Below are 25,121 nucleotides of genomic sequence, written 5' to 3' on the forward strand. Positions count from 1 at the left end.
TCTGGAGCATGTGTAGCAAATTGTCGACATCTTCGTCCGAGCATACTGCCGCGGATTCCTGCATCACCTGCCTACCGCCGAGAGGCTAAACAATGCCAGAGCGCAAGACACGGGTCGCAATCCTGTTCGGTGGCCGTTCCGCCGAGCACGACGTCTCGCGGGCTTCGGCCGCCAACGTGCTTCGCTCGCTCGACCCGGATCGCTATGACGCCACCGCGATCGGCATCACCCGCGATGGCCGCTGGATTGTCGCCGATGCGGGAAACGGCGCCGGCGCAGGTGGCGGCGCGTTGACCATTCCGGACCATGGACCGCAACTCGCGCTGCTGCCGGGCGGACAGGGCCGCGTCGTGGTGCTTCAGGAACAGGCGACGGGGCCTGCGGAATTGTCGGCCTTCGACGTCGTCTTCCCGGTCCTGCATGGCCCGAACGGCGAGGATGGCACGGTGCAGGGCGCGCTGGAATTATCTGACGTCGCCTATGTCGGCTCGCGCGTGATGGGCTCTGCGGCCGGAATGGACAAGGACGTCGCCAAGCGCCTGATGCGCGAGGCGGGATTGCCGATCGTCCCCTTTGTCGCGATGTCGAGCGCGGCTCCCATCAGCTATGACGACGCGGTCAGCGCGCTGGGGTCGCAGGAGGTCTTCGTCAAGCCGGCCAACATGGGATCATCGGTCGGCGTGTCGAAGGCGCGCACCGCGGAGGAGTTCGAGGCCGGCTGCAGATTGGCATTCCGCTTCGACACGAAGATCCTTATCGAGCGCTGTGCCGCGCCGATCCGGGAGGTCGAGTGCTCCGTGCTCGAGGATGCCGAGGGTCGCATCCGTGCCTCCCAGCTCGGAGAAATCGTTCCGTCCGACAAGCACGGCTTCTATTCCTACGACGCGAAGTATCTCGATGCCGATGGCGCGCTGCTTCAGGTGCCCGCCAGCGTCCCGCCTGCCATCGCCGAAACCATCAGGGAGCTCGCGATCAAGACGTTCAGGGTGCTGGGCTGCGAAGGCATGGCTCGGATCGACTTCTTCCTGCACGGCGAGCAGGCATTCGTGAACGAGGCAAACACCCTGCCCGGCTTCACCAACATCAGCATGTATCCGCGGCTGTGGGAGGCCAGCGGCCTGCCGCAATCCGGGCTGATGGACGTCCTGATCGGCCACGCCCTGGAGCGCCACAAGCGCTCCAGGAAGCTGGCATTCGAGCGCGAATAGAGGCCGTCCGTTACTTGTTCGGGTTGATCAGGAATTTCTCGCCGGTCGCGCGCTTGCCGTAGACGGCGATGTTGTCGAGCTGCAAGGTCTCCTGCAGCGAGACCACCTTGGTGTAGTGGCTGGCGAAAGTGGTCTTCAGCTCGGCCACCACGCGCTGGCGCAGCTTGTTGCCGGCCTCCGGACCGATCTTCATCAGGAACGGGAACAGCAGCCAGCCGCCGATACCCCAGGCCATGCCGAAGCCGCGCGGCAGCTGGATATCGCGGGTGTCGAGGCCGCCATAGACATAGACCTGCTTGTGCACGTTCGAACCGTAGCGGCTGTAAGCCTTGGCGGTCTTGTTGATCGCGGTCTCCATCGCGACCAGGATCTGGCCCGCGAGCTTGCCGCCGCCGATCGCATCGAAGGCGATGGTCGCGCCGGTCTCGACCAGCGCGTCGGTGAGCTTGTCCATGAAATCGGGCGCGCTGGAATCGACGACATGCTTGGCGCCGATCCTGTGCAGGATCTCGGCCTGCTCCCTGTTGCGCACGATGTTGACGAGGCCGATGCCGTCTTTGAGGCAGATCTTGTTGAGCATCTGGCCGAGGTTGGATGCGGCGGCCGTGTGCACCAGCGCCTTGTGCCCCTCGCGCCGCATCGTCTCGGTCATGCCGAGCGCGGTCAACGGATTGACGAAGCAGGACGCGCCTTCCGCCGGGGTGATGCCGCCGGGCAGCGGCAGGCATTCGTTGACGCGCAGCGTGCGGTATTGCGCATACATCGCGCCGCCGATCATCGCGACGGTGCGGCCCATCAGCGCTTTCGCCGCGTCCGACGAGCCGGTCCTGATCACGACGCCGGCGCCTTCATTGCCGACCGGCATCGACTCGTCGAGCCGCGCGGCGAGGCCAGGCAGCGCCGCTTCCGGCACGCGGGCGGTCACCACAGGCAATTCCCTGCTGCCGGAGGCCTTGGCGGCCGCCATGTCGGCCGGGCCGATCAGGAGCCCGAGGTCGGACGGATTGATCGGGGTCGCCTCGACCCGGACCACGACCTCGTCGGGTCCAGGCTCGGGGGTCGGGACATTGACCAGCGATATCTCGAGTTCGCCATTCTTCTTGAGCAGCGAACGCAGCTGCAGACCGCTCTTGCCGTCACTCATCCCGACCTCCCTTTTTTGCGTTTGTTAGGCTCCGATCAAGTTGGGGCGTTACGCCAGTGCCTTCAAGGCCGCCCTGCCCGCGTATTTCGCCTGGGTACCGAGTTGCTGCTCGATCCGCAGCAGCTGGTTGTACTTGGCGGTCCGGTCGGAGCGCGCCAGCGAGCCGGTCTTGATCTGACCGCAATTGGTGGCGACCGCCAGATCAGCGATCGTGGAGTCCTCGGTCTCGCCGGAGCGGTGCGACATCACGGCGGTGTAGCCCGCCTTGTAGGCCATCTCGATCGCGGCGAGCGTCTCGGTCAGGGTGCCGATCTGGTTGACCTTGACCAGGATCGAATTGCCGCGGCCGTTCTTGATGCCGTCGGCAAGCCGCGTCACGTTGGTGACGAACAAATCGTCGCCGACCAGCTGGCACTTCTTGCCGATCGCATCCGTCAGCTCCTTCCAGCCGTCCATGTCGTCCTCCGACATGCCGTCCTCGATGGTGACGATCGGATAGCGGCTAACCAGGTCGGCCAGATACTTGACCTGCTCCGAACGCGAGCGGGTCTTGTTCTCGCCGCCATAGACGTAGGATCCTTCCTTGAAGAATTCGGTGGAGGCGCAGTCGAGACCGAGCAGGACGTCGCCGCCGGCCTTGTAGCCGGCCTTGCCGATTGCGTTCATGATGAACTCGAGCGCGGCGTCGGCCGACGGCAAGTTCGGCGCAAAACCGCCCTCGTCGCCGACATTGGTGTTGTGGCCGGCCTTCTTCAGTTCGCCGCGCAGCGTGTGGAAGATTTCCGAACCGCAACGCAGCGCTTCGGCAAACGACGTGGCGCCGACCGGCAAGATCATGAATTCCTGGAAGTCGATCGGATTGTCGGCATGCACGCCGCCATTGATGATGTTCATCATCGGCACCGGCAGCGTCCGCGCCGAGGTGCCGCCGACGTAACGATACAGCGGCATGTCGAAGGATTCGGCGGCCGCCTTGGCGCAGGCGAGCGAGACGCCGAGGATGGCATTGGCCCCGAGCCGGCTCTTGTTCGGCGTGCCGTCGAGATCGATCATGATCTGGTCGATCGCGACTTGCTCCTCGACCGAGTGATCGCTGAGCGCCTCGAAGATCTCGCCATTGACGGCGGCGACCGCCTTCTGGACGCCCTTGCCGAGATAGCGCGCCTTGTCTCCGTCGCGCAGTTCCACCGCCTCATGCGCGCCGGTGGACGCGCCCGACGGCACCGCCGCGCGGCCGATTGACCCATCCTCGAGCACCACATCGACCTCGACCGTGGGATTGCCGCGGCTATCCAGGATTTCGCGGCCGATGATGTCGATGATGGCAGTCATGAGAACCTCTTGTGGCAGTGAGGGGGTCGGATGGCGCTGCTTCTACCGCAATGCATCGAGGGGGAAAAGGCCGGGTGACGGGGGCGCCATCATTGGCTAAGAGGACGCCACGGAGACCCGAATGGCGAAGAAATCCAGCAAATCAACGACCTCCCCCGACCTGCAACTCGGCCGTGCGGTGCAATGGCCCGACACGCCGGAAAAGGCGCAGCTCGACCGCGTGCCCAATCCCCAGGCTGGTACCGATTATCTGGTGCGCTTCACGGTGCCGGAATTCACCTCGATCTGCCCGGTGACGGGACAGCCGGACTTCGCGCATCTGGTGATCGACTATGTGCCGGGCCGCTGGCTGCTGGAATCCAAATCGCTGAAGCTGTTTGCGGCGAGCTTCCGCAACCATGGCGCCTTCCATGAGGACTGCACTGTCATGATCGGTCGGCGGATCGCCGACGAGATCAAGCCGAAATGGCTGCGCATCGGCGGCTACTGGTATCCGCGCGGCGGCATCCCGATCGACGTGTTCTTCCAGACCGGCCGGCTGCCCAAGGGCATCTGGGTTCCCGATCAGGGCGTCGCGCCCTATCGCGGGCGAGGCTAGGTCGGGCACACGTTAATTTCGGCACCCCGGCCTGCCCTCGGAAAGGCGACGAGAATGCATATCGGTCTAGGGCCCGAAGCGGACCTCTCCGCATGATCCGCATCTGATCGAGATCAGGCGTCGCTGTGGTGGTCGGATACATCGCCGCCACCGGTCTTCGGCCTGGAAATCGGAGGGATGCAGCTACCGAAGCGCGGATCGAGCGGATCGTAACGCGACCTCGTTCTCGCGACGATATACAGCACCGCCAGCGCGAACGAACCGAGCAGCAGCACGATCCACGCAGGTGGCCGACTTGCGATCAAAAGCACCGTTGCTCCAACCAGTATCAACGCGACAGTGCCCAAAGACAGCTTTGAAGCCATGACCGGCTCCGCAGTAAGCTCGACGACGGGACATTACTGTTGACATCGATACATTTGTGAGAGGCCAACTGCGACACTCCAGCGCAGCTATCCGCACACACGATCGACTAGGTGGCTTCGGACGTTGGCACCGGGCTTTCACGAAACTCGTGCTCCCAAGCCCGCAATCGCAATGATGACGCCGCGGATGTCGGCTTCGGATCAAACGCCGTCGCTCGCGAGCTGACGCTATTGAGTACAGGTCCTGGAGATCGCCAGGGCTCGACGTCCTCGCCTCGTCCGGCGTCAACGCCTCTCACCAAATTTCGACTAGGTCAGCGAATGCAAAGCCTTGACCGCAGCCTCACGGCTCTCCACCGGAACAAAGAAACTTACGGAATGCGACGACAAAACATACTTGTCGGCGATAATCCCGTGATGTTGCAGAATCTGAATCGCCTTGTATGGCAAGTCTGAAGAAATGCCGCCGAAGCAAGTGAGGCTCACCGAACTCAGAGTCTCGCGCTGCTTGCGCAAATCTTTGCTCCTTTCCAGCGTGCGCAGCAACGTGTCGATTGTCTCCGAATCGCAAGTCATCATGATGCGGGTTTTTCCAGCGGTGAAGGCCGAGGCGAGGAGCTGCGGCCAAGGCAAGTTATTTTGCTTGAGATGCTGCGCGAACTTCTCAAAGCCTTGATTGAGGTCCGCCGAATCGATCTCGACATGCTCAATGCGAGCCATCGAGTTGACGGCCAAGACTTTTCCGTTCTCCATGTCTGCAACCTCCTTCATCACTTGCGTGCTGTGCCGAGCGCCGCCCCACTTTCTCAAGACCAGAGGGACATTTTGTCTGCGGGCCAGCTCCACGCTGCGAAAATGCAAGACCTTGGCGCCCCAGAAACACATTTCGGATAGCGATTCGAAATCCAACTGACGCAAGGGTTTTGCATCCGCGACGATGCGCGGATCAGCCGAGCAAACTCCGTCGACCTCCTTGATAATTTCACAGCACTTCGCTTCGAGCGCCGCAGCCATGGCGACCGCAGTGGTATCGCTGCCGCCCCGGCCCAGCGTCGTGATTTCTTTGGTCACCGGATTCACGCCCTGAAAGCCTGCCAAAACCACGATGCGTCCGCGATCGAGCTCTTCGATCACGCGAATGGGCCGCACATCCAGAATGCGTGCGGAGGAATGGGATTCGTCGGTCATCACTCCGGCTTGACTGCCGGTAAAGCTGATCGCCGGCACGCCGAGATCAGACAGCGCCATGCTCATCAAGGACATGCTGATGCGCTCGCCAGTGGTCAATAACATATCGAGCTCGCGGCGATTGGGATGCGGGCTGACCTGATAGGCCATCCTGACGAGTTCGTCGGTGGTCTTGCCCATCGCTGAAACGATCGCCACGACACGATGACCACGGCCATGCAAATCGGCGACACTGCTCGCGACTGCGCGGATTTTTGCCGGTGTTTCGAGACAGGCGCCGCCGTATTTTTGCACGATGATGGGATTGCTACGCATTCTTGCCCGCGTCGTGTTGAAAGGCGCAGCTGAACCGGATCAGATCGTTCTCCCCTTCGACACTTTGGCGGTTTTTCGTTGTTTCGCCACGACCCGCAGAGCGAGCCGGTTGCGCTTCTTGACATCCGCTTCCGCGTGTTGAGCTTTCGTCCCGCCGCGGCGGGCGATGTATTCCTTGCCGTCTATCGGTGCGACATGCGGCGGATCTCGATCGAGATAGGGTCGCCCGATGCCAAAATCCGATCCGCGCGCATCGATCCATTTCCAAAGGGCCTCAGTGGAAACCCAACGCTGCGCCCGTGTCGCGCCGTTGACGCTGACGACATCGGCGGCAAGCCCGTGGCCATAGCCGCCGCGGAAGCTTCCTCCATGGTAAGACTTGTCGGTCGCCGCCTTCAGGCCGCTCGCGATCGATTGACGGTAATCATCGCGGAACGCGCTGGTTATGCCGGGCGACAGCCCGGCCTGCTCAGCCGCGTAAAGCGCATGAAAGAGCTTGAGCTTGAAGCCCCGATCCATCCCTCCAATCACGTAGTCGATCATCGGCATGCCCATTCTTTCCGCAGCCTTTGGATCCTTCCACGTGAAATCGTTATCGACGCGCCTGGTGAAGGTCCTGGTGACAGTCACCGTCTTGCGCTTCCTCTTGACTGTCACCTTCCGCCGCTCTTGCACACTGATGGTGTCTTCCTTGGGCGTCCGCTCGTAGAGCGCCCAAAGGTACCGGTCGACGCAGACATCAACGACGAGGCATTCATCGAAAATTTCGAGGCGGCTCGTGGTCTCCCTGGTCTCGCTCGACGCTGAAGGCGTGCTCGCTGTCGCCGCTTGCACCGGCGATGTTTCGACCGGCAGGATCTGCGACGAATCCGGCAACGCAGCCACGACAATTGATTTTGGCTCGCTCGAGATCGCCGCCGCATCGGGGGCCGTCGCCGGCATCGATTCGACCGCCATCGCCCCATCGGCGCTAGCGACAGCGACGGCGTTGCCCATGACGGCGGCCTGCGGCGTGTCCGTCGTGTCGGAGGCCGATCCCGTCACCGGTTCGGCAGCCATCCCCACGTCGGCGTTCAAGCTGGCGGCCTTGCCGATTGCGGTTGCCTGTGGCGCATCAGCCAGTTCGGCGTCGGCGGTGAGAGATGGTGCGCGGCTGTCCTCGATCGACATTGCCGCGGTGTTCCCGATGCCGACAGAGCCAGCAAGCCAGGCAAAGAGCCAACCTGCGAGAATGACCGTCCCGCACAACTCCGGCGTCACCGTCGTAATTCGCCGCGGGTTCATCATCCCGTAGCCTCCAAAGGCTCGATCCGAGCCCTGCTGCACAGCCAAGCACGCGACGGCATCGATCATTCGGATCAAAATGAAGCCGCGCAATGGCGGAAGCGGTTGGCCCTCGCGCTTTCCAAGAAAGTGTTGCTCGAACGCAACGCACGGCCGCTACCAACTTGTTGTGCATTCTCCGCGGTAAGCGTGTTCGGCCATCGCGCCGACGTTGCGTTACGCCGCGCTGCCCCAGAAACGTTACGAGCAAATGACCTAAGAGAACGTTAGGACTCGACGTCGGGCCGCGCCGCGGCGTCGGCCGGCCGGGTTTGCCGAAGGAATTTCGCGCAGACAAACCCGAGCACGACCATCACGGCGGCGGCCGAGACCAGCGTCGCGGTCTTGCCGGCATGCTGCAGGCCGAAACCATAGGCGATCGGGCCGACGGTCTGGCCCATGAAGAAGAAGAACGAATGCAGCGACAGCGCGGTGGCGCGCGCCTCGACCGACAATTCGCTGGCGAACACCTGCAGGCAGCCGTGGATCATGTAGAAGCCGAGGCCCATCACCAACAGGCTCGCCATCTGCGGCTTCCAGTGCAGCCCGAAGGCGGCACCGGCCAGCTGCATGCCGACTAGCGTCGCGCCTGCGATCATCATGCCCCTCACGCCGAGCCACGGCAGCATGCGCGACACCGTCAGCGTGTAGAGCAATCCGCCGATGGCGAAGCCCGCGATCACGATGCCGGCGATCGACAGCGAGGTCTCGCCGAGCTCGAACAGGAACGAGGCGATGAAGGGAAACAGCCCGAGCACGCAGCAGCCTTCGATGAACACAGCCGAATAGCAGATGCGCGCGTTCGGATTGGTGAAGATGGTGCGATAGCCGTGGCGCAGCGCCCTCAGGCTGGTGCGCGGCGGACGGTTCAGCTCAGCACCGCGGAAACCGGCCGCAACCGCAAGCGCGACGATGATCACGAGGCCGCCGAGCACCGCGAGCACGCCGCGCCAGCCGAGCAGATCGCCGATCAGGCCGGAGGCCGTGGCGCCGAGCAGATTGCCGGTCATCGAGCCCGCCAGCGTTCGCCCGATCGCGAGCTGCCGCTTGTCCGGGCCGACGAGATCGCTGGTCAAGGACAGTGCCACCGGAAACACGCCGCCTGAGCCGATGCCGGCGAGAATGCGGGTCACGAACAGCATCGGGAACGAGGTCGAGAACGCGCCGAGGATGTTGGCAACGCCGAGCAGCCCGAGGCAGATCGTCATCAGCCGCGCCTTGCCGAACAGATCGGCGGCGGCGCCGATCGCCGGCTGGACCGCGGCAAAGGTGAAGGCGAACACCGCGGCAAAGCTCGCCGCAGTCGCGATGCTGACGCCGAAATCCTCCGCGACATGCGGCAGCACCGGATCGAGCGCCCGCACCGACAGGCTCGCGGCGAACGTCGCCAGGGTGATGACATTGAGGGCCGGCGGCATGCCGCTGGTTGCGGTCATGTCGTTGTCCGTCGGGTCAGGCTGCCGTCTTGGCGAGCGCGTCGAACTGCATCAGCCGCTTGACGAGGGATTCGAATTCGCGGAGCGGCACCATATTGGGGCCGTCGGACGGCGCGTGATCCGGATCGGGATGGGTCTCGATGAACACGCCGGCGATGCCGACCGCGACCGCCGCACGCGCCAGCACCGGGACGAATTCGCGCTCGCCGCCCGACGAGGCGCCCTTGCCGCCCGGCTGCTGCACCGAATGGGTGGCGTCGAAGATCACCGGCGCGCCGGTGGTGCGCGCCAGGATCGGCAGCGCGCGCATGTCGGAGACCAGCGTGTTGTAGCCGAACGACGCGCCGCGCTCGGTGACCAGCACATTGGCGTTGCCGGCGCCGGTGATCTTGCTGACCACATTCGTCATGTCCCAAGGCGCCAGGAACTGGCCCTTCTTGACGTTGACGACCTTGCCGGTCGCGGCCGCCGCGAGCAGCAGATCGGTCTGCCGGCACAGGAAGGCCGGAATCTGCAGCACGTCGACCGCCTGCGCTACGTCGGCGCACTGGTCGGGTTCATGTACGTCGGTCAGCACCGGCAACCCGAGCGAAGAGCGAATCTCGGCGAAGATCGGCAGCGCCTGCTTCAGCCCGATGCCGCGCTGGGCCGACGCGCTGGTGCGGTTCGCCTTGTCGAACGAGGTCTTGTACACCAGACCGATCTTGAGCCTGATAGCGATTTCCTTCAGCGCCGACGCCACCTCAAGCGCGTGTGCACGGCTCTCGAGCTGGCAGGGACCTGCGATGATGGAAATGGGCAAGGCGTTGCCGAACTTGGCCGATCCGACGGCAACGATCGGCGCGGCGGCGGGCGCGGAAACCTGATGGGTCAAAATGCTGCATCCTTTTGCCGGCGACCATGCAATCCCGCGCCGGAGGGATCAAGCCATCCCGCACGATGAGGGGGTTGCGCTGACGCCGTGGGTACGCCGTGCTATCACAATCCTGCCCCAACCGCGCCTACTAGAGCGTTTTCGAGCGAAGTGGGTAGCGGTTCGCGTGAAGAAAACGCGTCAAAACAACAAATCTAGAGCCCGTTCCGATTCAACCGGAACGGAAAAGGCTCTAGACTGGGTCGGAATGGATTCCCATGAGGAACGACATGCGCATCTTGCTAGCGATCGGAGCCATGGCCGCCTTGTCGGCGATGTCGGGCTTGGCCTACGGCCAGAGCACCAGCCAGCCAGGGGTCGTCACCAGCGGCGCCGCCGGCGTCACCATCAACGGCAAGCCGGCCGCGCGCAGCGGCGACACCACCAGCAATGGCGGCCCGCTGGTCGAAGGCGTGCCCAATGTCCTGATCAACGGCAAGCCCGCGGTCGTGATCGGCGACCGCACGCATTGCGGCGGCAAGACGACCTCGGGCAGCCATGGCGTCTTCATCAACGGCAAGCCGATGGTCCGCGAGGGCGATCAGACATCGGGCTGCGCGGACTAGGCGTCCCGCGGTCGGGCGCGACGCGTTGTCGTCATCGCGCCCCTCGCCCCCGCCTGGCGTCACTTGACCGAAGAAAACGACGTCGGCACCAGCAGCTGGTTGACGATGTTGAGAACGATCTGGCCGTCCTCCTCGGTCTTGGCGCGCGCGGTGATCCATTCCGGATCGCTTTGGAACGCGGTCCACTTCTTCTCGCGCTCGGCAAGCGATTCCCAGGCCAGCAGATAGGTCAGTTCCTGGTTGGATTCCCCGACCAGCGTCGTGAAGAAGCCAGCCTGCTTGATGCCATGCTTCTCCCACAGCTTCAGCGTGATGGTCTCGAAGCGCTTGAGCAGCGCCGGCAGCCGGCCCGGCAGGCAGCGATAGACGCGGGTCTCGTAGATCATTGGCGGTCCTCCCAGATTGTTGTGCGGGCGGTTATAGCCAGCCGATTCCGGGCTGTCTTGAGGGGGTCACAACATGGCAGCGTTGCCGACCCAAATCGATGACCGCCTTTTGCCCCCCAACGAACATCGGCCGTGGCCCCTTTGGTCCAAGCCACTGGTTTGACCTAGCTCAAAGTCGGTCCGCTCAGTGCGATTATTCTATCGAACACGCGACCTGTTGTTTTGCAAAGGCCAGCTTCCAACCGGAGGTTTCCGCCATGAAAATCAGTCATCGCATCTTTGCAAGCGTTAGTCTTCTCGCCCTCAGTTGTACCTCGGCATTGGCTCAACAGATCACTGGTGTCCCAGGTTCGCCTGGCGCAACCACCACAATCACTGGACAACAACTTCCGCCGCCCGACCCGAAATTCGGTGGCGTGATCAAGGAAAAGGCCTCGGAATCTACGGCGTGGTGGGCACCGCGCGTCGTGCCACCCATGGGCGCGCCCAATGTCCTGCTCATCATGACGGACGACCAGGGCTTCGGTGCACCGAGCACCTTCGGCGGCGTCATTCCCACGCCTGCCGTGGACCGCATCGCCGCGCAGGGGCTGCGCTACACCAATTTTCATTCCACCTCGCTCTGCTCACCGACGCGGGCGGCGATCATCACCGGCCGCAATCACCATTCGGTCGGCTTCGGCGTGGTCGGCGAAATATCGACGGGATTCCCGGGTTACGATTCCATCATCCCGATCGAGAAGGGCACCGTCGGTACCATCCTGAAGGCGAACGGGTACGCCACCTCGTGGTTCGGCAAGGACCACAACACACCTTCGTTCCAGTCGAGTCAGGCAGGGCCCTTCAATCAATGGCCCAACGGCATGGGGTTCGAGTATTTTTACGGTTTTGTCGGCGGCGACGCCAGCCAGTGGCAGCCGAACCTGTTTCGCAACACGACGGCCATCTATCCCTTCCAAGACAATCCTGGCTGGAACCTGGAGACCGCCATGGCCGACGAGGCCATCCAACACATGAAGCAACTCAAGGAGATTGCGCCCGGCAAGCCGTTCTTTGTCTATTACGTTCCCGGCGCCACCCATGCCCCACATCATCCCACACCGGAGTGGATCAAGAAGATCAGCGATATGCACTTGTTCGATGATGGATGGATCAAGGTGCGCGAGAAGATCTTCGCTAACCAGATGCGCCTGGGCATCATGCCCGAAAACGCCAAGCTGACGCCGTGGCCGAAAGAATTGCCGCAGTGGGACTCACTCGGTCTGCTGGAGAAGAAGCTCTTCATCAGGCAAGCCGATGTCTACGGTGCTTACCTCGCTTACGCCGACAATGAGATCGGCCGGGTCATCCAGGCGGTAGAAGACCTCGGAGAGCTTGACAACACCTTGATCATTTACATCGGCGGTGACAACGGCGCGAGTGCCGAGGGCATGATCAACGGTACTCCCAACGAGTTCACGACCTTCAATGGCGTCCCGGTGCCGGTGAAGGCTCAGTACCTCTGGTACCCGTTTTGGGGCTCGGACAAGACCTTCCCGCATTTTGCCGCACCGTGGGCGTGGGCGATGAACACCCCGTTCAAATGGGTCAAGCAAGTGCCGTCGCATTTCGGCGGGACCGCCCAGGGGGTCGTGATGTCCTGGCCTGGCCATATCAATGAAGTGGGAGGCATCCGCCGCCAATTCCATCACGTTATCGACATCGCCCCGACCATCCTCGAGGCGACCGGCATTTCGCAGCCCGATACGATCGACGGCGTCAAGCAGAGCCCTATGGAAGGGGTGAGTATGGCGTACACATGGGACAAGGCGAATGCCAATGCCAAGTCGACGCACACGACCCAATATTTCGAGATGCTCGGCAATCGCTCGATTTATAGCGACGGCTGGATTGCGTGCACGACGCCGATCACGCTTCCCTGGGAACTGAGCAGCGCGCCCCCGCCGGACGTGATCACGGGATACAAGTGGGAACTCTATAACGTCCAGGAAGACCCGACTCAATTCAATGATCTTGCCGCGCAGATGCCGGAAAAGGTCAAGGAAATGCAGGTCCTCTTCGATGCCGAGGCGAAGAAGTACAACGTGCTGCCGCTCGACAACACGACGCTCCTGCGGTGGAATACACCGCGACCAAGCGTTACGGCAGGGCAAACGACCTTCAATTATTCGGGTGAGTTGACCGGCGTGCCGGCCAGCGCCGCGCCGAGCATCCTCAACAAGTCCTACACGATAACTGCCGAAGTCGAGATTCCGAAGGGCGGTGCGGAAGGCATGATCGTTACCGAAGGCGGACGCTTCGGCGGCTACGGGCTTTTCCTGAGCAAGGGTATTGCGGGCATCCGCGGGGGCAAACCGGTCTTCATCTACAACCTGCTCAACCTCAAGCGCACGATCTGGTCCGGGTCCGAGTTGGGCGCGGGCAAGCACACCATCGTCTTCGACTTCAACTCTGATGGTCCGGGCCTTGGCAAGGGGGGCACAGGCGTACTCTCGGTGGACGGCAAGGAAGTAGACCGGAAATCCGTCGAACACGGCACGCCGATCACGTTTCCGGAGGACGAGACATTCGACATCGGCCAGAACACCCGCACCGGGGTGGCGATGATCGAGTATCGCTACGATCCACCGTTCAGGTTCACCGGCAAGATCAACAAGCTGACGTTCAAGCTCGAACCGGAAACCAAGGCCGTGACTGAGCCGAGGGCAGAATTGGCGCCAATCGCAGCGCCGGAACCGGATCCGATTGAAGCACCGAAGGGCACCAAGCAAGGAGCCAGTGGCGGAAAGCGATGAAAAGTGCGTTGACCTTCGCGGCCATCGGCGAGGCCGCTACGGGGTTGTCGTTGCTGATCGTTCCCTCATTCGTCGGGCAGTTGTTGCTGGGCGAGCAACTTACCGGCGTCGCAGTGCCCGTAGCACGCGTGGCTGGCATCGCTCTGATTGCCTTGGGGATCGCCTGCTGGCCAGGTCCGCCGCTTATCGGCATGCTGAGCTACAGCGTGTTGTGCACGCTGTATCTGGCCTACCTGGGTTTCGCAGGTAGTTTGACCGGCGTCCTTCTGTGGCCAGTGGTTGTCCTACACGCGATCCTGACTGCGCTCCTCATACGTGACGTCACGCGAACACGTCGCGACTTGCGCTAAGGGGCGATGAGGACCAGTCTTGCGAGCCATCGACGTTAGCCGCGCCTACGAAGTGATCGAAAGAGGTCGCCGATTGCTGCGGTGCATGAGTCCGGTTGTGGCCCCATTGCTGAAATCGCCTTCAAAGCGGACGCATAGCGGAAATGACCAGTTCCAATTCGGCCGGATAAGCTGTTTGATATATCTCGCGCCGTAGAAACTCAAATTTCCGGCTGCTTTTCGCATATTTGCTGACAATATGGCGCCCCTGCTCGCGGCAGGCGGAGCATTTCCGCAATGTTGTTGCAATGTTACTTGCCCAAAGCATGATCCGGAAAAGTGCGAATCGGCTTTCCCTCGCGACAAGCGCGAAGCGTTTGCGCGGAGATCATGCTCAACAAGAGACTAACGCGCGATGACCTCATCGTGCTTTGGCACCGGCGTTCCGGTGCAGGACTGAGAGGACATGCGGATACTGCTGGTGGAAGACGAGGCCGAAATGGCGGCGGCGCTGTCGCAGGCGCTGAAGGGCTATGACATGGTGGTCGACCATGTGCCGAACCTTGCCGAGGCCGAGGAGGCGATTTGCGCCGAGGTACATGGCGCAGTGCTGCTCGACCGCCAGCTGCCGGATGGCGACGGGCTGACGCTGATCCCGAAGCTGCGCGCCAAGGCCGACGGCGTCCCGATCATCGTGCTGACGGCGCGCGGCGACCTCGCCGACCGCATCACCGGTCTCGACAGCGGCGCCGACGACTATCTGGCAAAACCCTTTGCCGTCGAGGAGCTGCTGGCGCGGCTGCGCGCCGTGCTGCGCCGTCCCGCCGGGCTGCAGCTCGAGATCATCAGGGCCGGACGCGTGGCGTTCGACTGCGCCCATCGCGAGGCCAGCGTCGACGGCCACCCGCTCGAGCTGCCGCGGCGCGAGCTGCTGGTGCTGGAGACGCTGCTGCGCCGTATGGGCCGCACCGTGCTGCGCGCGACGCTGGAGGAAGCCGTCTACAATTTCGAGGACGAGATCCAGTCGAACGCACTCGATGCCCATGTCTCGCGCCTCAGGCGCAAGCTCGCCGACAGCGGCGCCGGTGTCGAGATCCACAGCATCCGCGGCGTCGGCTATCTGCTGAAGCAGGTATCATGAGCGAAGCGGCGGATCACTATTGCCTGCGTTCCAAGTTGAGCTGGCGGCTGGTGACGCTGCAAGCCACGTTGTTGATTGCCATCATCGCACTTGTGGTCGGCGCGCTGTGGGCCTGCGGCCTGCCCGTCATCGAGCGCGACGAGGACCGCGTGGTGGACGTCGTGCAATGGGCGCTCGGCCGCGACGGCAACGGCAGACTGGTGCTGCGTCCGACCGCGGAGCTTAGGCAGCTGCGCGAGGAAGCGCCCGACCTCTGGTTCTTCGTGCGCGACCGCCAGGGCGAAACACTCTCCGAGGGCAAGGTGCCGGACGAGTTCAGCAAGATCGGCGGCGCGCTCGACCATATCAGCCAGGCGCGGCTCGGCTGGCAGATGTTCGAGGACGATCCGCGCAAGCCGCCGGCGCGCATGAAGCGCGTCAACACCGATGCCGGCAATGTGCAGATCATCACCGCGACGCAGGGACGGATAACCGGCGCCAAGGCGCTGTTCGCGGCCTCCCTCACCTTCCTCGTCGTCACCGTGCCCGGCTTGCTGCTGATGGCCGCCGCGACCTTCGTGGCGACGCCGATGGTGATCAAGCGCGCCCTCTCGGGCCTCGACACCGCCGCCGACGAGGCGCGCCGGATCGATTTCCGCCAGCGCGGCAGCCGGCTGTCGGCGGACCATTTGCCGCTCGAGGTCGCGCCGCTGGTGACTGCCGTCAACGATGCGCTGAAGCGGCTCGACGACGGCTATTCGCGCCACCAGCGCTTCGTTGCCGATGCGGCACATGAATTGCGCACGCCGATCGCGATCCTCAATACGCGGCTGGAATCGCTGCCTCCAGGCCCCGAGAAAACCCGCCTGCTCGAAGACTCCGCCCGGCTTGCGACACTCGCCGAGCAACTGCTCGACATCCAGCGCTTCGACCAGTGCCGCAATACGTTCGTCCGCGTTGATCTCGTCGACGCTGCGCGCAGCGTCGCCGCCGACCTCGCGCCGCTCGCGATCGCGGCCGGCTACGAACTGTCGCTCGATACCGCAACGGATCGGGTCGAAACGCTTGGCGACCGCGCCGCGCTGGAGCGCGCGCTGACCAATCTGGTGCAGAACGCCATCCAGCATGGCGGCCGCCGCGGCACCATCACCATCCATGTCGGCAGCACCGCGACCATCGACGTGTCAGACGAAGGCGACGGCATCCCCTCGGATCAGCGCACGCGGATCTTCGATCCGTTCTACCGGCTTGCGCCGCTCGACCGCGGCGCCGGTCTCGGGCTCAACATGGTGCGCGAGATCGCAAGGCTGCATGGCGGTCACGTCTCCGTGCTCGATGGACCGAAAGGCGGCGCGTGCTTCCGCATGACGTTACCGCCGGCTCCGCTCGCGTCGTGACACCAGAGCGTTTTCGAGCGAAGTGGGTACCGGTTCGCGTGAAGAAAACGCGTCAAGATAAGAATCCAGAGCCCCGTTCCGATTCAATCGGAACGGGGCTCTGGCAACATCGCGCAATGTTGTCGCAATGCAGATCCCGCAAACAAGACAACACGCTTCGCAACTGAATAGAAGCGTGACGTCACCTTGCTGGGAATCCCAATGTCACATGATCTCATCTCTTTCTTCACGGCCTGGATGGCAGCCCCCGGCCGCGTCGGCGCCATTGCGCCGTCGGGTGCTGCGCTCGCCGAACTGATCACGCGCGACATCACCGCCGACACCGGTCCGATTCTGGAGCTCGGTCCGGGCACGGGCGCCTTCACCTATCAGCTGTTGAAGCGCGGCGTGCGCCAGCAGGATCTCACGCTGATCGAGTACGGCTCGGATTTCATGCGGCTGCTGCAGCTGCGTTTTCCCGGCGCGCGCGTGCTGTGGATGGACGCGGCGCGGCTGGCCTCGGAACGGCTCTACGACGGCGCACCGGTCGGCGCCGTAGTCAGCGGACTGCCGCTGCTTAACATGTCGCCGCGCAAGGTGATCTCGATCGTCGGCGGCGCGTTCAGCTACATGCGTCCTGGCGGCGCGTTCTATCAATTCACCTATGGCATGCGCTGCCCGGTGCGGCGGCCGATCCTCGACCGGCTCGGCCTGCGCGCCACGCTGGTCGATCGCGCCATCCTCAACGTACCGCCCGCCGCGGTGTACCGGCTGACGCGACGTCCGCAATACAGGCTGATCACGCGCGACGCCGCGCCGGCGGCCGATGCAGGCGTTTCACCGATCACCAAGCTGCGCCGGGCGAGCGAGGCCACCCCCGCCTGAGCGCCGCGGTCACGGCCAGCGCCGGCTCAGACCAGCCGGCTCTGCTTCGCCGCCGCCTCGATGAACGACGCAAACAGCGGGTGCGGCTCAAACGGCCGCGACTTCAGTTCGGGGTGGAACTGGACGCCGATGAACCAGGGATGGTCCTCGTATTCGACGATCTCCGGCAGCACGCCATCCGGCGACATGCCGGAGAAGCGCAGACCGTGCTGCTCGAGGCGATCCTTGTAGGCGGTGTTGACCTCGTAGCGATGGCGGTGCCGTTCGGAAATCTCAGTCGCGCCGCCATAGACCTGCGAGACGCGGCTGCCGCGGTTCAGCGCTGCGGCATAGGCGCCGAGCCGCATGGTGCCGCCGAGGTCGCCGCTCTGCGAGCGCTTCTCGAGCTCATTGCCGCGCAGCCATTCAGTCATCAGACCGACCAGCGGCTCCTTGGTCGGGCCGAACTCGGTCGAGTTGGCCTCCTCGATGCCGACCAGATTGCGCGCCGCCTCGATCACGGCCATCTGCATGCCGAAGCAGATGCCGAAATACGGCACGTTACGCTCGCGCGCGAACTGCGCCGCGCGGATCTTGCCTTCGGCGCCGCGCTGGCCGAAGCCGCCGGGCACCAGGATGCCGTTGACGTGCTCGAGGAACGGCGCCGGGTCCTCGTTCTCGAACACCTCGCTCTCGATCCAGTCGAGATTGACCTTCACCTTGTTGGCGATGCCGCCATGAGAGAGCGCCTCGATCAGCGATTTGTAGGCGTCCTTCATGCCGGTGTACTTGCCGACGATCGCGATCGTCACCGCGCCTTCCGGATTGCGGACGCGCTCGTTGATGACGTTCCAGCTCTGCAGCGCCGGCGGAATCTTCGCGGTGATGCCGAACGCGGCCAGCACCTCGTCGTCGAGGCCGGCAGCGTGATAGGCCTCGGGCACCGCGTAGATATTGTCGACATCGCGCGCCTCGATCACGGCGCTTTCGCGCACGTTGCAGAACAGGCCGAGCTTGCGCCGCTCTTCCTTGGGGATTTCGCGATCGGTGCGGCACAGCAGGATGTCGGGCTGGATGCCGATCGAGCGCAGCTCCTTCACCGAATGCTGCGTCGGTTTTGTCTTGAGTTCGCCGGCACTTGGAATGTACGGCAAAAGCGTCAGGTGAATATAGACCGCGTGATCCCGCGGCAGCTCGTTCTTGAGCTGGCGGATCGCCTCGAAGAACGGCAGGCCTTCGATGTCGCCGACGGTGCCGCCGATCTCGACCAGCACGAAATCGTACTCGTCGTTACCCGACAGCACGAATTCCTTGATCGCATTGGTGACGTGCGGGACCACCTGGATGGTGGCGCCGAGATAGTCGCCGCGGCGTTCCTTGGAGATGATGTCCTGATAGATGCGACCGGTCGTGATGTTGTCCGCCTTGGTGGCAGGACGACCGGTGAAGCGTTCGTAGTGGCCGAGATCGAGATCGGTCTCGGCGCCGTCGTCGGTCACGAACACTTCGCCGTGCTGATACGGCGACATCGTTCCGGGATCGAGGTTGAGATAGGGGTCGAGTTTGCGAAGGCGGACTTTGTAGCCCCGGGCCTGCAGCAAAGCGCCGAGCGCCGCTGATGCCAGACCCTTTCCGAGCGAGGAGACCACGCCGCCGGTGATGAATATGTACCGCGCCATGGGACCTTACCTTTAATCCGACTCCAGCGATTCGCAAAACGAATCGGCCATTCCCGGCAAACAAATCACCGGGCTGTGGGTTGCGTTAAATTGAAAGCGATTTCAGAGCACTAATGGGGATTTCTGATGCAGGACACCAGCGCTGTATCCTGCATGGCCACCCTGCTTTATTGCGACCGTGGCGCCTGCGGGCCGCTCGGGGCCGGCTGGCCCTGCTGCTCGTCGGCCTTCTTCAGCGAATCGAGGACACCGCCGGAGGTCGGCGCAGTGATCGGCGTGCCGCCGGCCGGCTGCGTCTGCGCCGGTGCGCCGGTGCCGATGATCGAGCTCGGCTTGCGGTCGTAGCCGGCATACCAGGACAGGAACAGGCTGGTGAGGAAGAAGCCGGCCGCGAGGATCGCGGTGGTCCGCGACAACAGATTCGCGGTGCCGCGGCTCGACATGAAGCCGGCGCCGCCACCCATGCCGAGGCCGCCGCCTTCGGATTTCTGCAAAAGCACCGCGCCGATCATGACGGCAACGATCATGAGATGAATAATGATAACGACAGTCTGCATCGCAAGCCTTCCGTCATAAGCCGCCAAGCGGCCAGACAAACGGCGCTATCGGCTTTGCGGGTTTTCGTGAAGTCGCGCCCTGTTACACGATTGCACCGGGCATTGTCACCCCCGAGATAGTCGCAATGGCGATGATCACAAGCGGTGCGGATTGCGCTCGGCGGAGCCTTGATCGGAACCGAATAATTCTATTATAATTGACGAATGGATACTTTCGTAGACGATCTGAGCCAACGCCTGGCGCAGCGCATTCGGCTCGAACGCGACGGCCGGGGCTGGTCGCTGGCGGAGCTCGCCGAACGCGCCGGCGTCTCGAAGGCGACGATCAGCAAGATCGAGCGCGCCGAAGTCAGCCCCACCGCGGTGGTGCTGGTGCGCCTCGCCTCCGCCTTCGACCTCACGCTGGCCGGGTTGATGCTGCGCGCCGAGGGCCAGGGCGAGCGGCTGTCGCGCGGCACGACGCAGCCGGTCTGGCGCGATCCTGAGAGCGGCTATCTGCGCCGCCAGGTGTTCAGCCGCCCCGATCATCCGGTCGAGCTGGTGCGGGTCGAGCTGCCGCCCAAGCAGGCCGTCAGCCTTCCCGCCTCGTCCTACGCCCATATCCGCCAGCTGGTCTGGGTCCTGAACGGCAGCCTTGCCATCACCGAAGGCGGCGCGCGCCATCTGCTCGCCGCCGGCGATTGCCTCGGCTTCGGCCCGCCGGCGGAGACCTCCTTCGCCAACGAAACCAACGCCTCCTGCACCTATGTGGTCGCCCTCGCCCGGAGCTGATGCATGTCGCCCTTTGCCATCAAGCCGCTTGAGGATGCGCCGGAGATTCGCAGCGCACTCTGCGAGCTGTTGATTGAGACCGTCGCCAGCGGCGGCTCGGTCAGCTTCATGCACCCGCTGTCGCCGGGTGACGCACAGGCGTTCTGGCGGGACTCGCTGGGCGCAGCCACGCGCGGCGAGCGGGTAGTGCTCGGCGCGTTCGACGACAGTGAACTGATCGGCACCGTGACGCTGCTGCTAAAACTGCCGCCGAACCAGCCGCATCGCGCGGAGATCGCCAAGATGATGACGCGCGTTGCGCATCGCCACCGCGGCGCGGCGACCGCATTGCTGCGCGCCGCCGAGCAGCTTGCGATCGATCGCGGACGCACGCTGTTGGTGCTCGACACCGCCGTCGATGACGGCGCCGCGCGGCTCTACGAAAAGCAGGGATTTCAGCTCAGCGGCATCATCCCGGACTACGCGCTGAAGCCGCATGGCGGCCTCACCGGCACGATGATCTATTGGAAGCGGATCGGCGCGGCTGCCGCGTGATTCTGCACCAAAGATGCCGCTGGCTCCCTGCCTTCGCCCGTCATCCTGAGGAGCCGCGCAGCGGCGTCTCGAAGGATCGACGGCCAGCGGCCGGGCCGTGCATGCTTCGAGGCTCGCGAGAGCTCGCACCTCAGGATGACGGTGCGAGAGTTCCGTGTGAAAGGGCCGCTTAGCAGCCCGCGGCGATCGCGAGGAAGTCGGAGGCCTTCAGGCTGGCGCCGCCGACCAGGGCGCCGTTGACATTGGCGACTGCCATCAGCTCGGCCGCGTTCGACGGCTTGACCGAGCCGCCATAGAGAATCCTGATCTTGTTTCCCTCGTCCTTGAAGCGATCGGTGAGCTGACTTCGGATAAACCTGTGAACTTCCTCGACATCCTTGGCGGTCGGGGTCAGGCCGGTGCCGATTGCCCAGACCGGCTCATAGGCCACCACAAGATTGGCCGCGGTCGAGCCATCGGGCAGCGAGCCGGCAAGCTGGGTGCCGCAGACGTCGAGCGTCTTGCCGGCGTCGCGCTGCTCGCGCGTCTCGCCGATGCAGACGATCGCGGTCAGCCCGGCGCGCCAGACCGCCGCCGCCTTCTGCCGAATCAACGCGTCGGTCTCGCCATGGTCGGCGCGCCGCTCGGAGTGGCCGACGATGATGGCGACCGCGCCGAGATCCCCAAACATTTCCGCCGAGAGATCGCCGGTGTGGGCGCCCGATGCCTTCGGATGGCAATCTTGGGCGCCGACGGCGACCTTCGAGCCGCGGGCCTTGTCGGCAAAGGCGCCGACCAGCGTCGCCGGCGGACAGACCAGGAGATCGGCCTTCCCGGCGACATCGCCGGCCCCGGCCAGCATCGCGTCGAACTCGGCAAAAGAGGATTTCAGGCCGTTCATTTTCCAGTTGCCGGCGATCAGCGGCCGGATGGCGTCGGTCATGTCGGATGTCCCATCGTTCAAGCGTACCCCTGCGCTATCAGAGCCGGGCGGCGACTTCCAGATACCGCCCTCGCCTATCCCGCGCGGCGTCCGGAGCGTTTTCGAGCGAAGTGGCCACCGGTTCGCGTGAAGAAAACGCGTCAGAACGGGACTCTACCCGCTTCAATCCGCCCGCGCGGGCGAGGTTGCGGGGGGACACGAGCCACTTTATAAGCATTTTCAATTCGGTGACGCCCTGCTGCCGGACAAAAGGTCCCGACTTTTTGCTCCCACTTGGGCACGACCCGGTTCCCCACCTGCAAAACAAGTTGGACCCATGCTTCGAGGAATGCGGAAAGCCTCATCAAACTGGCTCGGCAAGACGATTATGGCCGTTGTGATGGGCGTTTTGATCGTCAGTTTCGGAATTTGGGGCATTGCCGACATTTTCAAGGGGTTTGGCCAGTCGACCTTCGCCAAGGTCGGCGGGACCGAGATTTCGGCCGAGCAGTTCCGCCAGATCTATACCGACCGGTTGCAGCAGCTTGGCCGCCAGTTCGGCCGTCCGCTGACGCCCGACCAGGCGCGCGCCTTCGGCATTGACCGCCAGGTGCTGCAGCAGACGCTCGCGGAAGCCGCGATGGACGAGGAAGCGCGCCGGATGGGCCTCAACGTGTCCGACGCCGAGGTGCTGCGCCAGATCTACAATGATCCGAACTTCAAGGGTCTCAACAACCAGTTCGACCCGCAGCGCTTCCAGGCCGTGATCCGCAACTACGGCTATACCGAGGGCCGCTACATCGCCGAGCAGCGCCGCGTTGGCCTCAGGCGGCAGATCGCCGGCACCATCTCGTCGGGGATCGAGCCGCCGAAACCGCTGGTCGAGGCGCTGACCCGCTTCCAGAACGAGCAGCGCTCGATCGACTACATCACGCTCGGCGCCGCGCAGGCCGGCACCATCGACCCGCCCTCGCCCGAGGCGCTCGCCGCCTATTTCGAGGACCACAAGGTCCAGTTCCGCGCGCCCGAATACCGCAAGATCTCCTTCGTCGCGATCACGCCCGAGGAAATCGGCAAGTGGGAGGCGGTGTCGGACGAGGACGCCAGGAAGATCTTCGAGGAGCGCAAGGATCGGCTCAGCACGCCGGAGAAACGCGAAGTCTCGCAGATCGTGTTTCCGGACGCCGGCGAGGCGCAGGCCGCGCGCGGCCGGATCGCGTCGGGCACCTCGTTCGACGACATCGCCAAGGAGCGCAACCTCAATCCGGCCGACGTCAATCTCGGGCTGGTCGCGAAGTCGGCGATCCTCGATCCGGCCGTCGGCGATGCCGCCTTCGCGCTTCCCTCAGGCGACGTCAGCCAGCCGGTCCAGGGTCGCTTCGGCGTGGCGCTGGTCAAGGTCGGCAAGATCGAGCCCGGCGTGACCCCGAGCTATGAGAGCCTCGCGCAACAGGTCAAGAACGAGATCGCCTCCGAGCGCGCCCGCAGCAAGGTCGCCGAGCTGCGCGACAAGATGGAAGACGAGCGCGGCGGCGGCTCCAGCGTCATCGACGCGGCGCAGAAGCTGAAATTGACCCCCGTCACCATCGACGCGATCGATCGCTCGGGGCGTCTGCCGAACGGCCAGCTCGCGACCAACATTCCGCGCGGCCTCGACGTGGTGTCGCAGGCCTTCAACAGCGACGTCGGCGTCGACAACGACCCGATCCAGTTCAACAACGGCTATGTCTGGTACGACGTGCTGGGCATCACGCCGTCGCGTGAGCGCAGCCTCGACGAGGTCCGTGACCAGGTCGAGGCGAAGTGGCGCGAGGACCAGATCTCCGCCAAGCTGCGCGCCAAGGCGACCGAGATCGTCCAGAAGCTTGACGGCGGCGCCAAGCTCGCCGACGAGGCCGCTTCTGTCGGCGTCAAGGTCGAGACCGCTGCGAACTTCAACCGCGAGGCCTCGCTGCCAGCCGTGCCGGCCGGCGTGATTGCGGCGGCGTTCCGCACCGCCAAGGACGGCGACGGACAGACCTCTGCCGCCGGCGGCAGCCAGTGGGTCGTGTTCCGCGTCACCAACGTGACCGTGCCGCCGGTCGACTTCACTTCCGATGCGGCCAAGCAGCTCACCGAGGCGCTGCGGCGCTCGCTGAGCGACGAGCAGGTCGCGCAATACGTCACCAAGATCGAGTCCGATATCGGCGTAACCATCAACCAGGCAGCCTTCGCACAGGTGACAGGCGCAAATAATTGAGCATGATCTAGGCCGCAGACGCTTTCCACGTTTGTCGCAGCGACAGCCGGTTCTCCGCGCGACCACGCGACGCGCGGAGATCAAGCTCCAACAACAGACCCTGAGCCAGCGAATGGACGACCTGAAATCGATCATCGGAAAAGTCGCCACCGGCGCCACGCTGACGCGTGAAGAAGCGGCGTCTGCGTTCGACAGCATGATGTCGGGCGAAGCCACGCCCTCGCAGATGGGCGGGCTGTTGATGGCGCTGCGCGTCCGCGGCGAGACCGTCGATGAGATCACCGGCGCCGTCAGCGCGATGCGCGGCAAGATGCTGCCGGTCAAGGCGCCGGCGGAGGCCGTCGACATCGTCGGCACCGGCGGCGACGGCTCCGGCTCGGTCAACGTTTCGACTTGCGCCGCCTTCATCGTGGCCGGCGCCGGCGTGCCCGTCGCCAAGCACGGCAACCGCGCGCTGTCGTCGCGCTCGGGCTCGGCCGACGTGCTGGCCTCGCTCGGGGTCAAGATCGATCTGACACCGGAGCGCGTCGGACGCTGCGTCTCGGAAGCCGGCATCGGCTTCATGTTCGCGCCCGCACATCATCCGGCGATGAAGAATGTCGGTCCGACCCGGGTCGAGCTCGCCACCCGCACCATCTTCAACCTGCTCGGGCCGCTGTCGAACCCGGCCGGCGTCAAGCGGCAGATGGTCGGCGTGTTCTCGCGGCAATGGGTGCAGCCGCTGGCGCAGGTGCTGAAGAACCTCGGCTCGGACAAGGTCTGGGTGGTGCACGGCTCCGACGGCCTCGACGAGATCACCCTCACCGGCCCGACCTTCGTTGCAACGCTGGAGAACGGCGAGATCAGGACATCGGAGGTGACGCCGGAAGACGCCGGCCTCGGCCGCGTCGGCGGCGAGGCGCTGAAGGGCGGCGATGCCGATGCCAATGCGATCGCGCTGTCGGGCGTGCTCCAGGGCAAGCCGAGCGCCTACCGCGACGTTGCCTTGCTCAACGCCGCCGCCGCGCTGATCGTGGCCGGCCGCGCCAAGGACCTCAAGGAAGGCGTCGCGATCGGCGCGCAGTCGCTCGACAGCGGCGCGGCCGCGGCGCGGCTCAAGCATCTGGTCGCGGTTTCCAACGGCTGAGCATGATCCGAAAAAGTGGGAACCGGTTTTTCGAATCAGATCATGCGCAAATAAGG

General features: G+C 64.1%; 23 protein-coding genes. 12 read left to right on the forward strand and 11 right to left on the reverse strand.

All coding sequences use genetic code 11. The features are described 5' to 3' along the window. The first annotated feature begins 92 nt into the window (after positions 1 to 92). The gene (locus V5279_RS24120) at positions 93 to 1,208 is read left to right on the forward strand and encodes a D-alanine--D-alanine ligase family protein (RefSeq protein WP_338688561.1); all 1,116 of its coding nucleotides are present in this window, start codon (positions 93 to 95) and stop codon (positions 1,206 to 1,208) included. 10 nt (positions 1,209 to 1,218) lie between these two features. On the opposite strand, the gene V5279_RS24125 is transcribed toward V5279_RS24120, so the two are convergent. Both V5279_RS24125 and eno read right to left on the reverse strand, forming a co-directional pair. After that, positions 1,219 to 2,352 carry a zinc-binding dehydrogenase gene (locus tag V5279_RS24125; protein ID WP_338688563.1) on the reverse strand — a complete coding sequence of 378 codons (1,134 nt, stop codon included), beginning with the start codon at positions 2,350 to 2,352 and terminating at the stop codon, positions 1,219 to 1,221. A 48-nt stretch (positions 2,353 to 2,400) separates the two neighbouring features. After that, entirely contained in the window at positions 2,401 to 3,684 is a 1,284-nt protein-coding gene (gene eno, locus V5279_RS24130) for a phosphopyruvate hydratase (RefSeq protein WP_338688565.1), read from the reverse strand. Positions 3,685 to 3,805: 121 nt separating this feature from the next. Here eno and queF point away from each other — a divergent pair, with 121 nt between their 5' ends. Further along, complete coding sequence (gene queF, locus V5279_RS24135; protein WP_338688567.1) at positions 3,806 to 4,282, forward strand: preQ(1) synthase; 477 nt, start codon at positions 3,806 to 3,808, stop codon at positions 4,280 to 4,282. A gap of 113 nt (positions 4,283 to 4,395) precedes the next feature. On the opposite strand, the gene V5279_RS24140 is transcribed toward queF, so the two are convergent. The 5 genes from V5279_RS24140 to kdsA all read right to left on the reverse strand — a co-directional run bounded on the left by V5279_RS24140 (position 4,396) and on the right by kdsA (position 9,783). Beyond that, the gene (locus tag V5279_RS24140) at positions 4,396 to 4,593 is read right to left on the reverse strand and encodes a hypothetical protein (protein WP_338688569.1); all 198 of its coding nucleotides are present in this window, start codon (positions 4,591 to 4,593) and stop codon (positions 4,396 to 4,398) included. Positions 4,594 to 4,956: 363 nt separating this feature from the next. Next, positions 4,957 to 6,150 carry an aspartate kinase gene (locus V5279_RS24145; protein WP_338688571.1) on the reverse strand — a complete coding sequence of 398 codons (1,194 nt, stop codon included), beginning with the start codon at positions 6,148 to 6,150 and terminating at the stop codon, positions 4,957 to 4,959. Between the two features lie 39 nt (positions 6,151 to 6,189). Next, the gene (locus tag V5279_RS24150) at positions 6,190 to 7,503 is read right to left on the reverse strand and encodes a peptidase M15 (RefSeq protein WP_338688573.1); all 1,314 of its coding nucleotides are present in this window, start codon (positions 7,501 to 7,503) and stop codon (positions 6,190 to 6,192) included. A gap of 197 nt (positions 7,504 to 7,700) precedes the next feature. Next, entirely contained in the window at positions 7,701 to 8,909 is a 1,209-nt protein-coding gene (locus V5279_RS24155) for an MFS transporter (protein ID WP_338688575.1), read from the reverse strand. A gap of 16 nt (positions 8,910 to 8,925) precedes the next feature. Next, entirely contained in the window at positions 8,926 to 9,783 is an 858-nt protein-coding gene (gene kdsA / locus V5279_RS24160; protein ID WP_338688577.1) for a 3-deoxy-8-phosphooctulonate synthase, read from the reverse strand. A gap of 269 nt (positions 9,784 to 10,052) precedes the next feature. Here kdsA and V5279_RS24165 point away from each other — a divergent pair, with 269 nt between their 5' ends. Further along, positions 10,053 to 10,388, forward strand: coding sequence for a PAAR domain-containing protein (locus V5279_RS24165; RefSeq protein ID WP_338688579.1), 336 nt, complete (start codon positions 10,053 to 10,055; stop codon positions 10,386 to 10,388). Between the two features lie 59 nt (positions 10,389 to 10,447). On the opposite strand, the gene V5279_RS24170 is transcribed toward V5279_RS24165, so the two are convergent. Further along, positions 10,448 to 10,774, reverse strand: a complete 327-nt coding sequence (locus V5279_RS24170; RefSeq protein ID WP_166205319.1) for an NIPSNAP family protein — start codon at positions 10,772 to 10,774, stop codon at positions 10,448 to 10,450. 257 nt (positions 10,775 to 11,031) lie between these two features. Here V5279_RS24170 and V5279_RS24175 point away from each other — a divergent pair, with 257 nt between their 5' ends. The 5 genes from V5279_RS24175 (at position 11,032) to V5279_RS24195 (ending at position 17,279) form a co-directional block, all read left to right on the forward strand. Next, on the forward strand, positions 11,032 to 13,569 hold the full coding sequence (locus V5279_RS24175) for an arylsulfatase (protein ID WP_338688583.1): 2,538 nt from the start codon (positions 11,032 to 11,034) through the stop codon (positions 13,567 to 13,569). An 8-nt stretch (positions 13,570 to 13,577) separates the two neighbouring features. Continuing rightward, complete coding sequence (locus V5279_RS24180) at positions 13,578 to 13,919, forward strand: hypothetical protein (RefSeq protein ID WP_338688585.1); 342 nt, start codon at positions 13,578 to 13,580, stop codon at positions 13,917 to 13,919. Between the two features lie 445 nt (positions 13,920 to 14,364). Further along, complete coding sequence (locus V5279_RS24185) at positions 14,365 to 15,039, forward strand: response regulator transcription factor (RefSeq protein ID WP_338688587.1); 675 nt, start codon at positions 14,365 to 14,367, stop codon at positions 15,037 to 15,039. Continuing rightward, on the forward strand, positions 15,036 to 16,415 hold the full coding sequence (locus V5279_RS24190; RefSeq protein WP_338688589.1) for a HAMP domain-containing sensor histidine kinase: 1,380 nt from the start codon (positions 15,036 to 15,038) through the stop codon (positions 16,413 to 16,415). Before V5279_RS24185 ends, V5279_RS24190 begins: the two co-directional genes overlap by 4 nt. A gap of 201 nt (positions 16,416 to 16,616) precedes the next feature. After that, a complete protein-coding gene (locus tag V5279_RS24195; RefSeq protein ID WP_338688591.1) occupies positions 16,617 to 17,279 on the forward strand; it encodes an SAM-dependent methyltransferase in 663 nt (220 codons plus the stop codon). Between the two features lie 26 nt (positions 17,280 to 17,305). Here V5279_RS24195 and V5279_RS24200 read toward each other — a convergent pair whose 3' ends face one another. Both V5279_RS24200 and secG read right to left on the reverse strand, forming a co-directional pair. Next, entirely contained in the window at positions 17,306 to 18,937 is a 1,632-nt protein-coding gene (locus tag V5279_RS24200; protein ID WP_166295169.1) for a CTP synthase, read from the reverse strand. 167 nt (positions 18,938 to 19,104) lie between these two features. Next, positions 19,105 to 19,494, reverse strand: a complete 390-nt coding sequence (gene secG / locus V5279_RS24205) for a preprotein translocase subunit SecG (RefSeq protein ID WP_166295167.1) — start codon at positions 19,492 to 19,494, stop codon at positions 19,105 to 19,107. 204 nt (positions 19,495 to 19,698) lie between these two features. On the opposite strand from secG, the gene V5279_RS24210 reads away from it, so the two are divergent. Both V5279_RS24210 and V5279_RS24215 read left to right on the forward strand, forming a co-directional pair. Then, positions 19,699 to 20,265: an XRE family transcriptional regulator gene (locus V5279_RS24210; protein WP_338688597.1), complete on the forward strand. Its 567-nt coding sequence runs from the start codon at positions 19,699 to 19,701 to the stop codon at positions 20,263 to 20,265. 3 nt (positions 20,266 to 20,268) lie between these two features. Further along, a complete protein-coding gene (locus V5279_RS24215; RefSeq protein WP_338688599.1) occupies positions 20,269 to 20,799 on the forward strand; it encodes a GNAT family N-acetyltransferase in 531 nt (176 codons plus the stop codon). Between the two features lie 169 nt (positions 20,800 to 20,968). Here the strand turns inward: V5279_RS24215 and tpiA are convergent, their stop codons facing one another. Then, positions 20,969 to 21,721 carry a triose-phosphate isomerase gene (gene tpiA / locus V5279_RS24220; RefSeq protein WP_338688601.1) on the reverse strand — a complete coding sequence of 251 codons (753 nt, stop codon included), beginning with the start codon at positions 21,719 to 21,721 and terminating at the stop codon, positions 20,969 to 20,971. 316 nt (positions 21,722 to 22,037) lie between these two features. Here tpiA and V5279_RS24225 point away from each other — a divergent pair, with 316 nt between their 5' ends. Together V5279_RS24225 and trpD are read left to right on the forward strand one after the other, a co-directional pair. Further along, the gene (locus V5279_RS24225) at positions 22,038 to 23,939 is read left to right on the forward strand and encodes a peptidylprolyl isomerase (RefSeq protein WP_338688603.1); all 1,902 of its coding nucleotides are present in this window, start codon (positions 22,038 to 22,040) and stop codon (positions 23,937 to 23,939) included. A 112-nt stretch (positions 23,940 to 24,051) separates the two neighbouring features. Then, a complete protein-coding gene (trpD, locus tag V5279_RS24230; protein WP_338688605.1) occupies positions 24,052 to 25,065 on the forward strand; it encodes an anthranilate phosphoribosyltransferase in 1,014 nt (337 codons plus the stop codon). Positions 25,066 to 25,121 lie beyond the last annotated feature (56 nt).

Origin of the sequence: Bradyrhizobium sp. 26S5 (assembly GCF_036923295.1) — a bacterium.
GTDB classification, from domain to species: Bacteria; Pseudomonadota; Alphaproteobacteria; order Rhizobiales; family Xanthobacteraceae; genus Bradyrhizobium; species Bradyrhizobium septentrionale.

Coding starts and splice junctions, on each gene's coding strand:
- V5279_RS24200 (WP_166295169.1), bottom strand. CDS start 18,937: ATGGCGCGGTACATATTCATCACCGGCGGCGTGGTCTCCTCGCTCGGA.
- V5279_RS24155 (WP_338688575.1), bottom strand. CDS start 8,909: ATGACCGCAACCAGCGGCATGCCGCCGGCCCTCAATGTCATCACCCTG.
- eno (WP_338688565.1), bottom strand. CDS start 3,684: ATGACTGCCATCATCGACATCATCGGCCGCGAAATCCTGGATAGCCGC.
- V5279_RS24150 (WP_338688573.1), bottom strand. CDS start 7,503: ATGATCGATGCCGTCGCGTGCTTGGCTGTGCAGCAGGGCTCGGATCGA.
- V5279_RS24210 (WP_338688597.1), top strand. CDS start 19,699: ATGGATACTTTCGTAGACGATCTGAGCCAACGCCTGGCGCAGCGCATT.
- secG (WP_166295167.1), bottom strand. CDS start 19,494: ATGCAGACTGTCGTTATCATTATTCATCTCATGATCGTTGCCGTCATG.
- V5279_RS24185 (WP_338688587.1), top strand. CDS start 14,365: ATGCGGATACTGCTGGTGGAAGACGAGGCCGAAATGGCGGCGGCGCTG.
- V5279_RS24225 (WP_338688603.1), top strand. CDS start 22,038: ATGCTTCGAGGAATGCGGAAAGCCTCATCAAACTGGCTCGGCAAGACG.
- V5279_RS24120 (WP_338688561.1), top strand. CDS start 93: ATGCCAGAGCGCAAGACACGGGTCGCAATCCTGTTCGGTGGCCGTTCC.
- tpiA (WP_338688601.1), bottom strand. CDS start 21,721: ATGACCGACGCCATCCGGCCGCTGATCGCCGGCAACTGGAAAATGAAC.
- V5279_RS24175 (WP_338688583.1), top strand. CDS start 11,032: ATGAAAATCAGTCATCGCATCTTTGCAAGCGTTAGTCTTCTCGCCCTC.
- queF (WP_338688567.1), top strand. CDS start 3,806: ATGGCGAAGAAATCCAGCAAATCAACGACCTCCCCCGACCTGCAACTC.
- V5279_RS24145 (WP_338688571.1), bottom strand. CDS start 6,150: ATGCGTAGCAATCCCATCATCGTGCAAAAATACGGCGGCGCCTGTCTC.
- V5279_RS24195 (WP_338688591.1), top strand. CDS start 16,617: ATGTCACATGATCTCATCTCTTTCTTCACGGCCTGGATGGCAGCCCCC.
- V5279_RS24125 (WP_338688563.1), bottom strand. CDS start 2,352: ATGAGTGACGGCAAGAGCGGTCTGCAGCTGCGTTCGCTGCTCAAGAAG.
- V5279_RS24170 (WP_166205319.1), bottom strand. CDS start 10,774: ATGATCTACGAGACCCGCGTCTATCGCTGCCTGCCGGGCCGGCTGCCG.
- V5279_RS24165 (WP_338688579.1), top strand. CDS start 10,053: ATGCGCATCTTGCTAGCGATCGGAGCCATGGCCGCCTTGTCGGCGATG.
- V5279_RS24215 (WP_338688599.1), top strand. CDS start 20,269: ATGTCGCCCTTTGCCATCAAGCCGCTTGAGGATGCGCCGGAGATTCGC.
- V5279_RS24190 (WP_338688589.1), top strand. CDS start 15,036: ATGAGCGAAGCGGCGGATCACTATTGCCTGCGTTCCAAGTTGAGCTGG.
- trpD (WP_338688605.1), top strand. CDS start 24,052: ATGGACGACCTGAAATCGATCATCGGAAAAGTCGCCACCGGCGCCACG.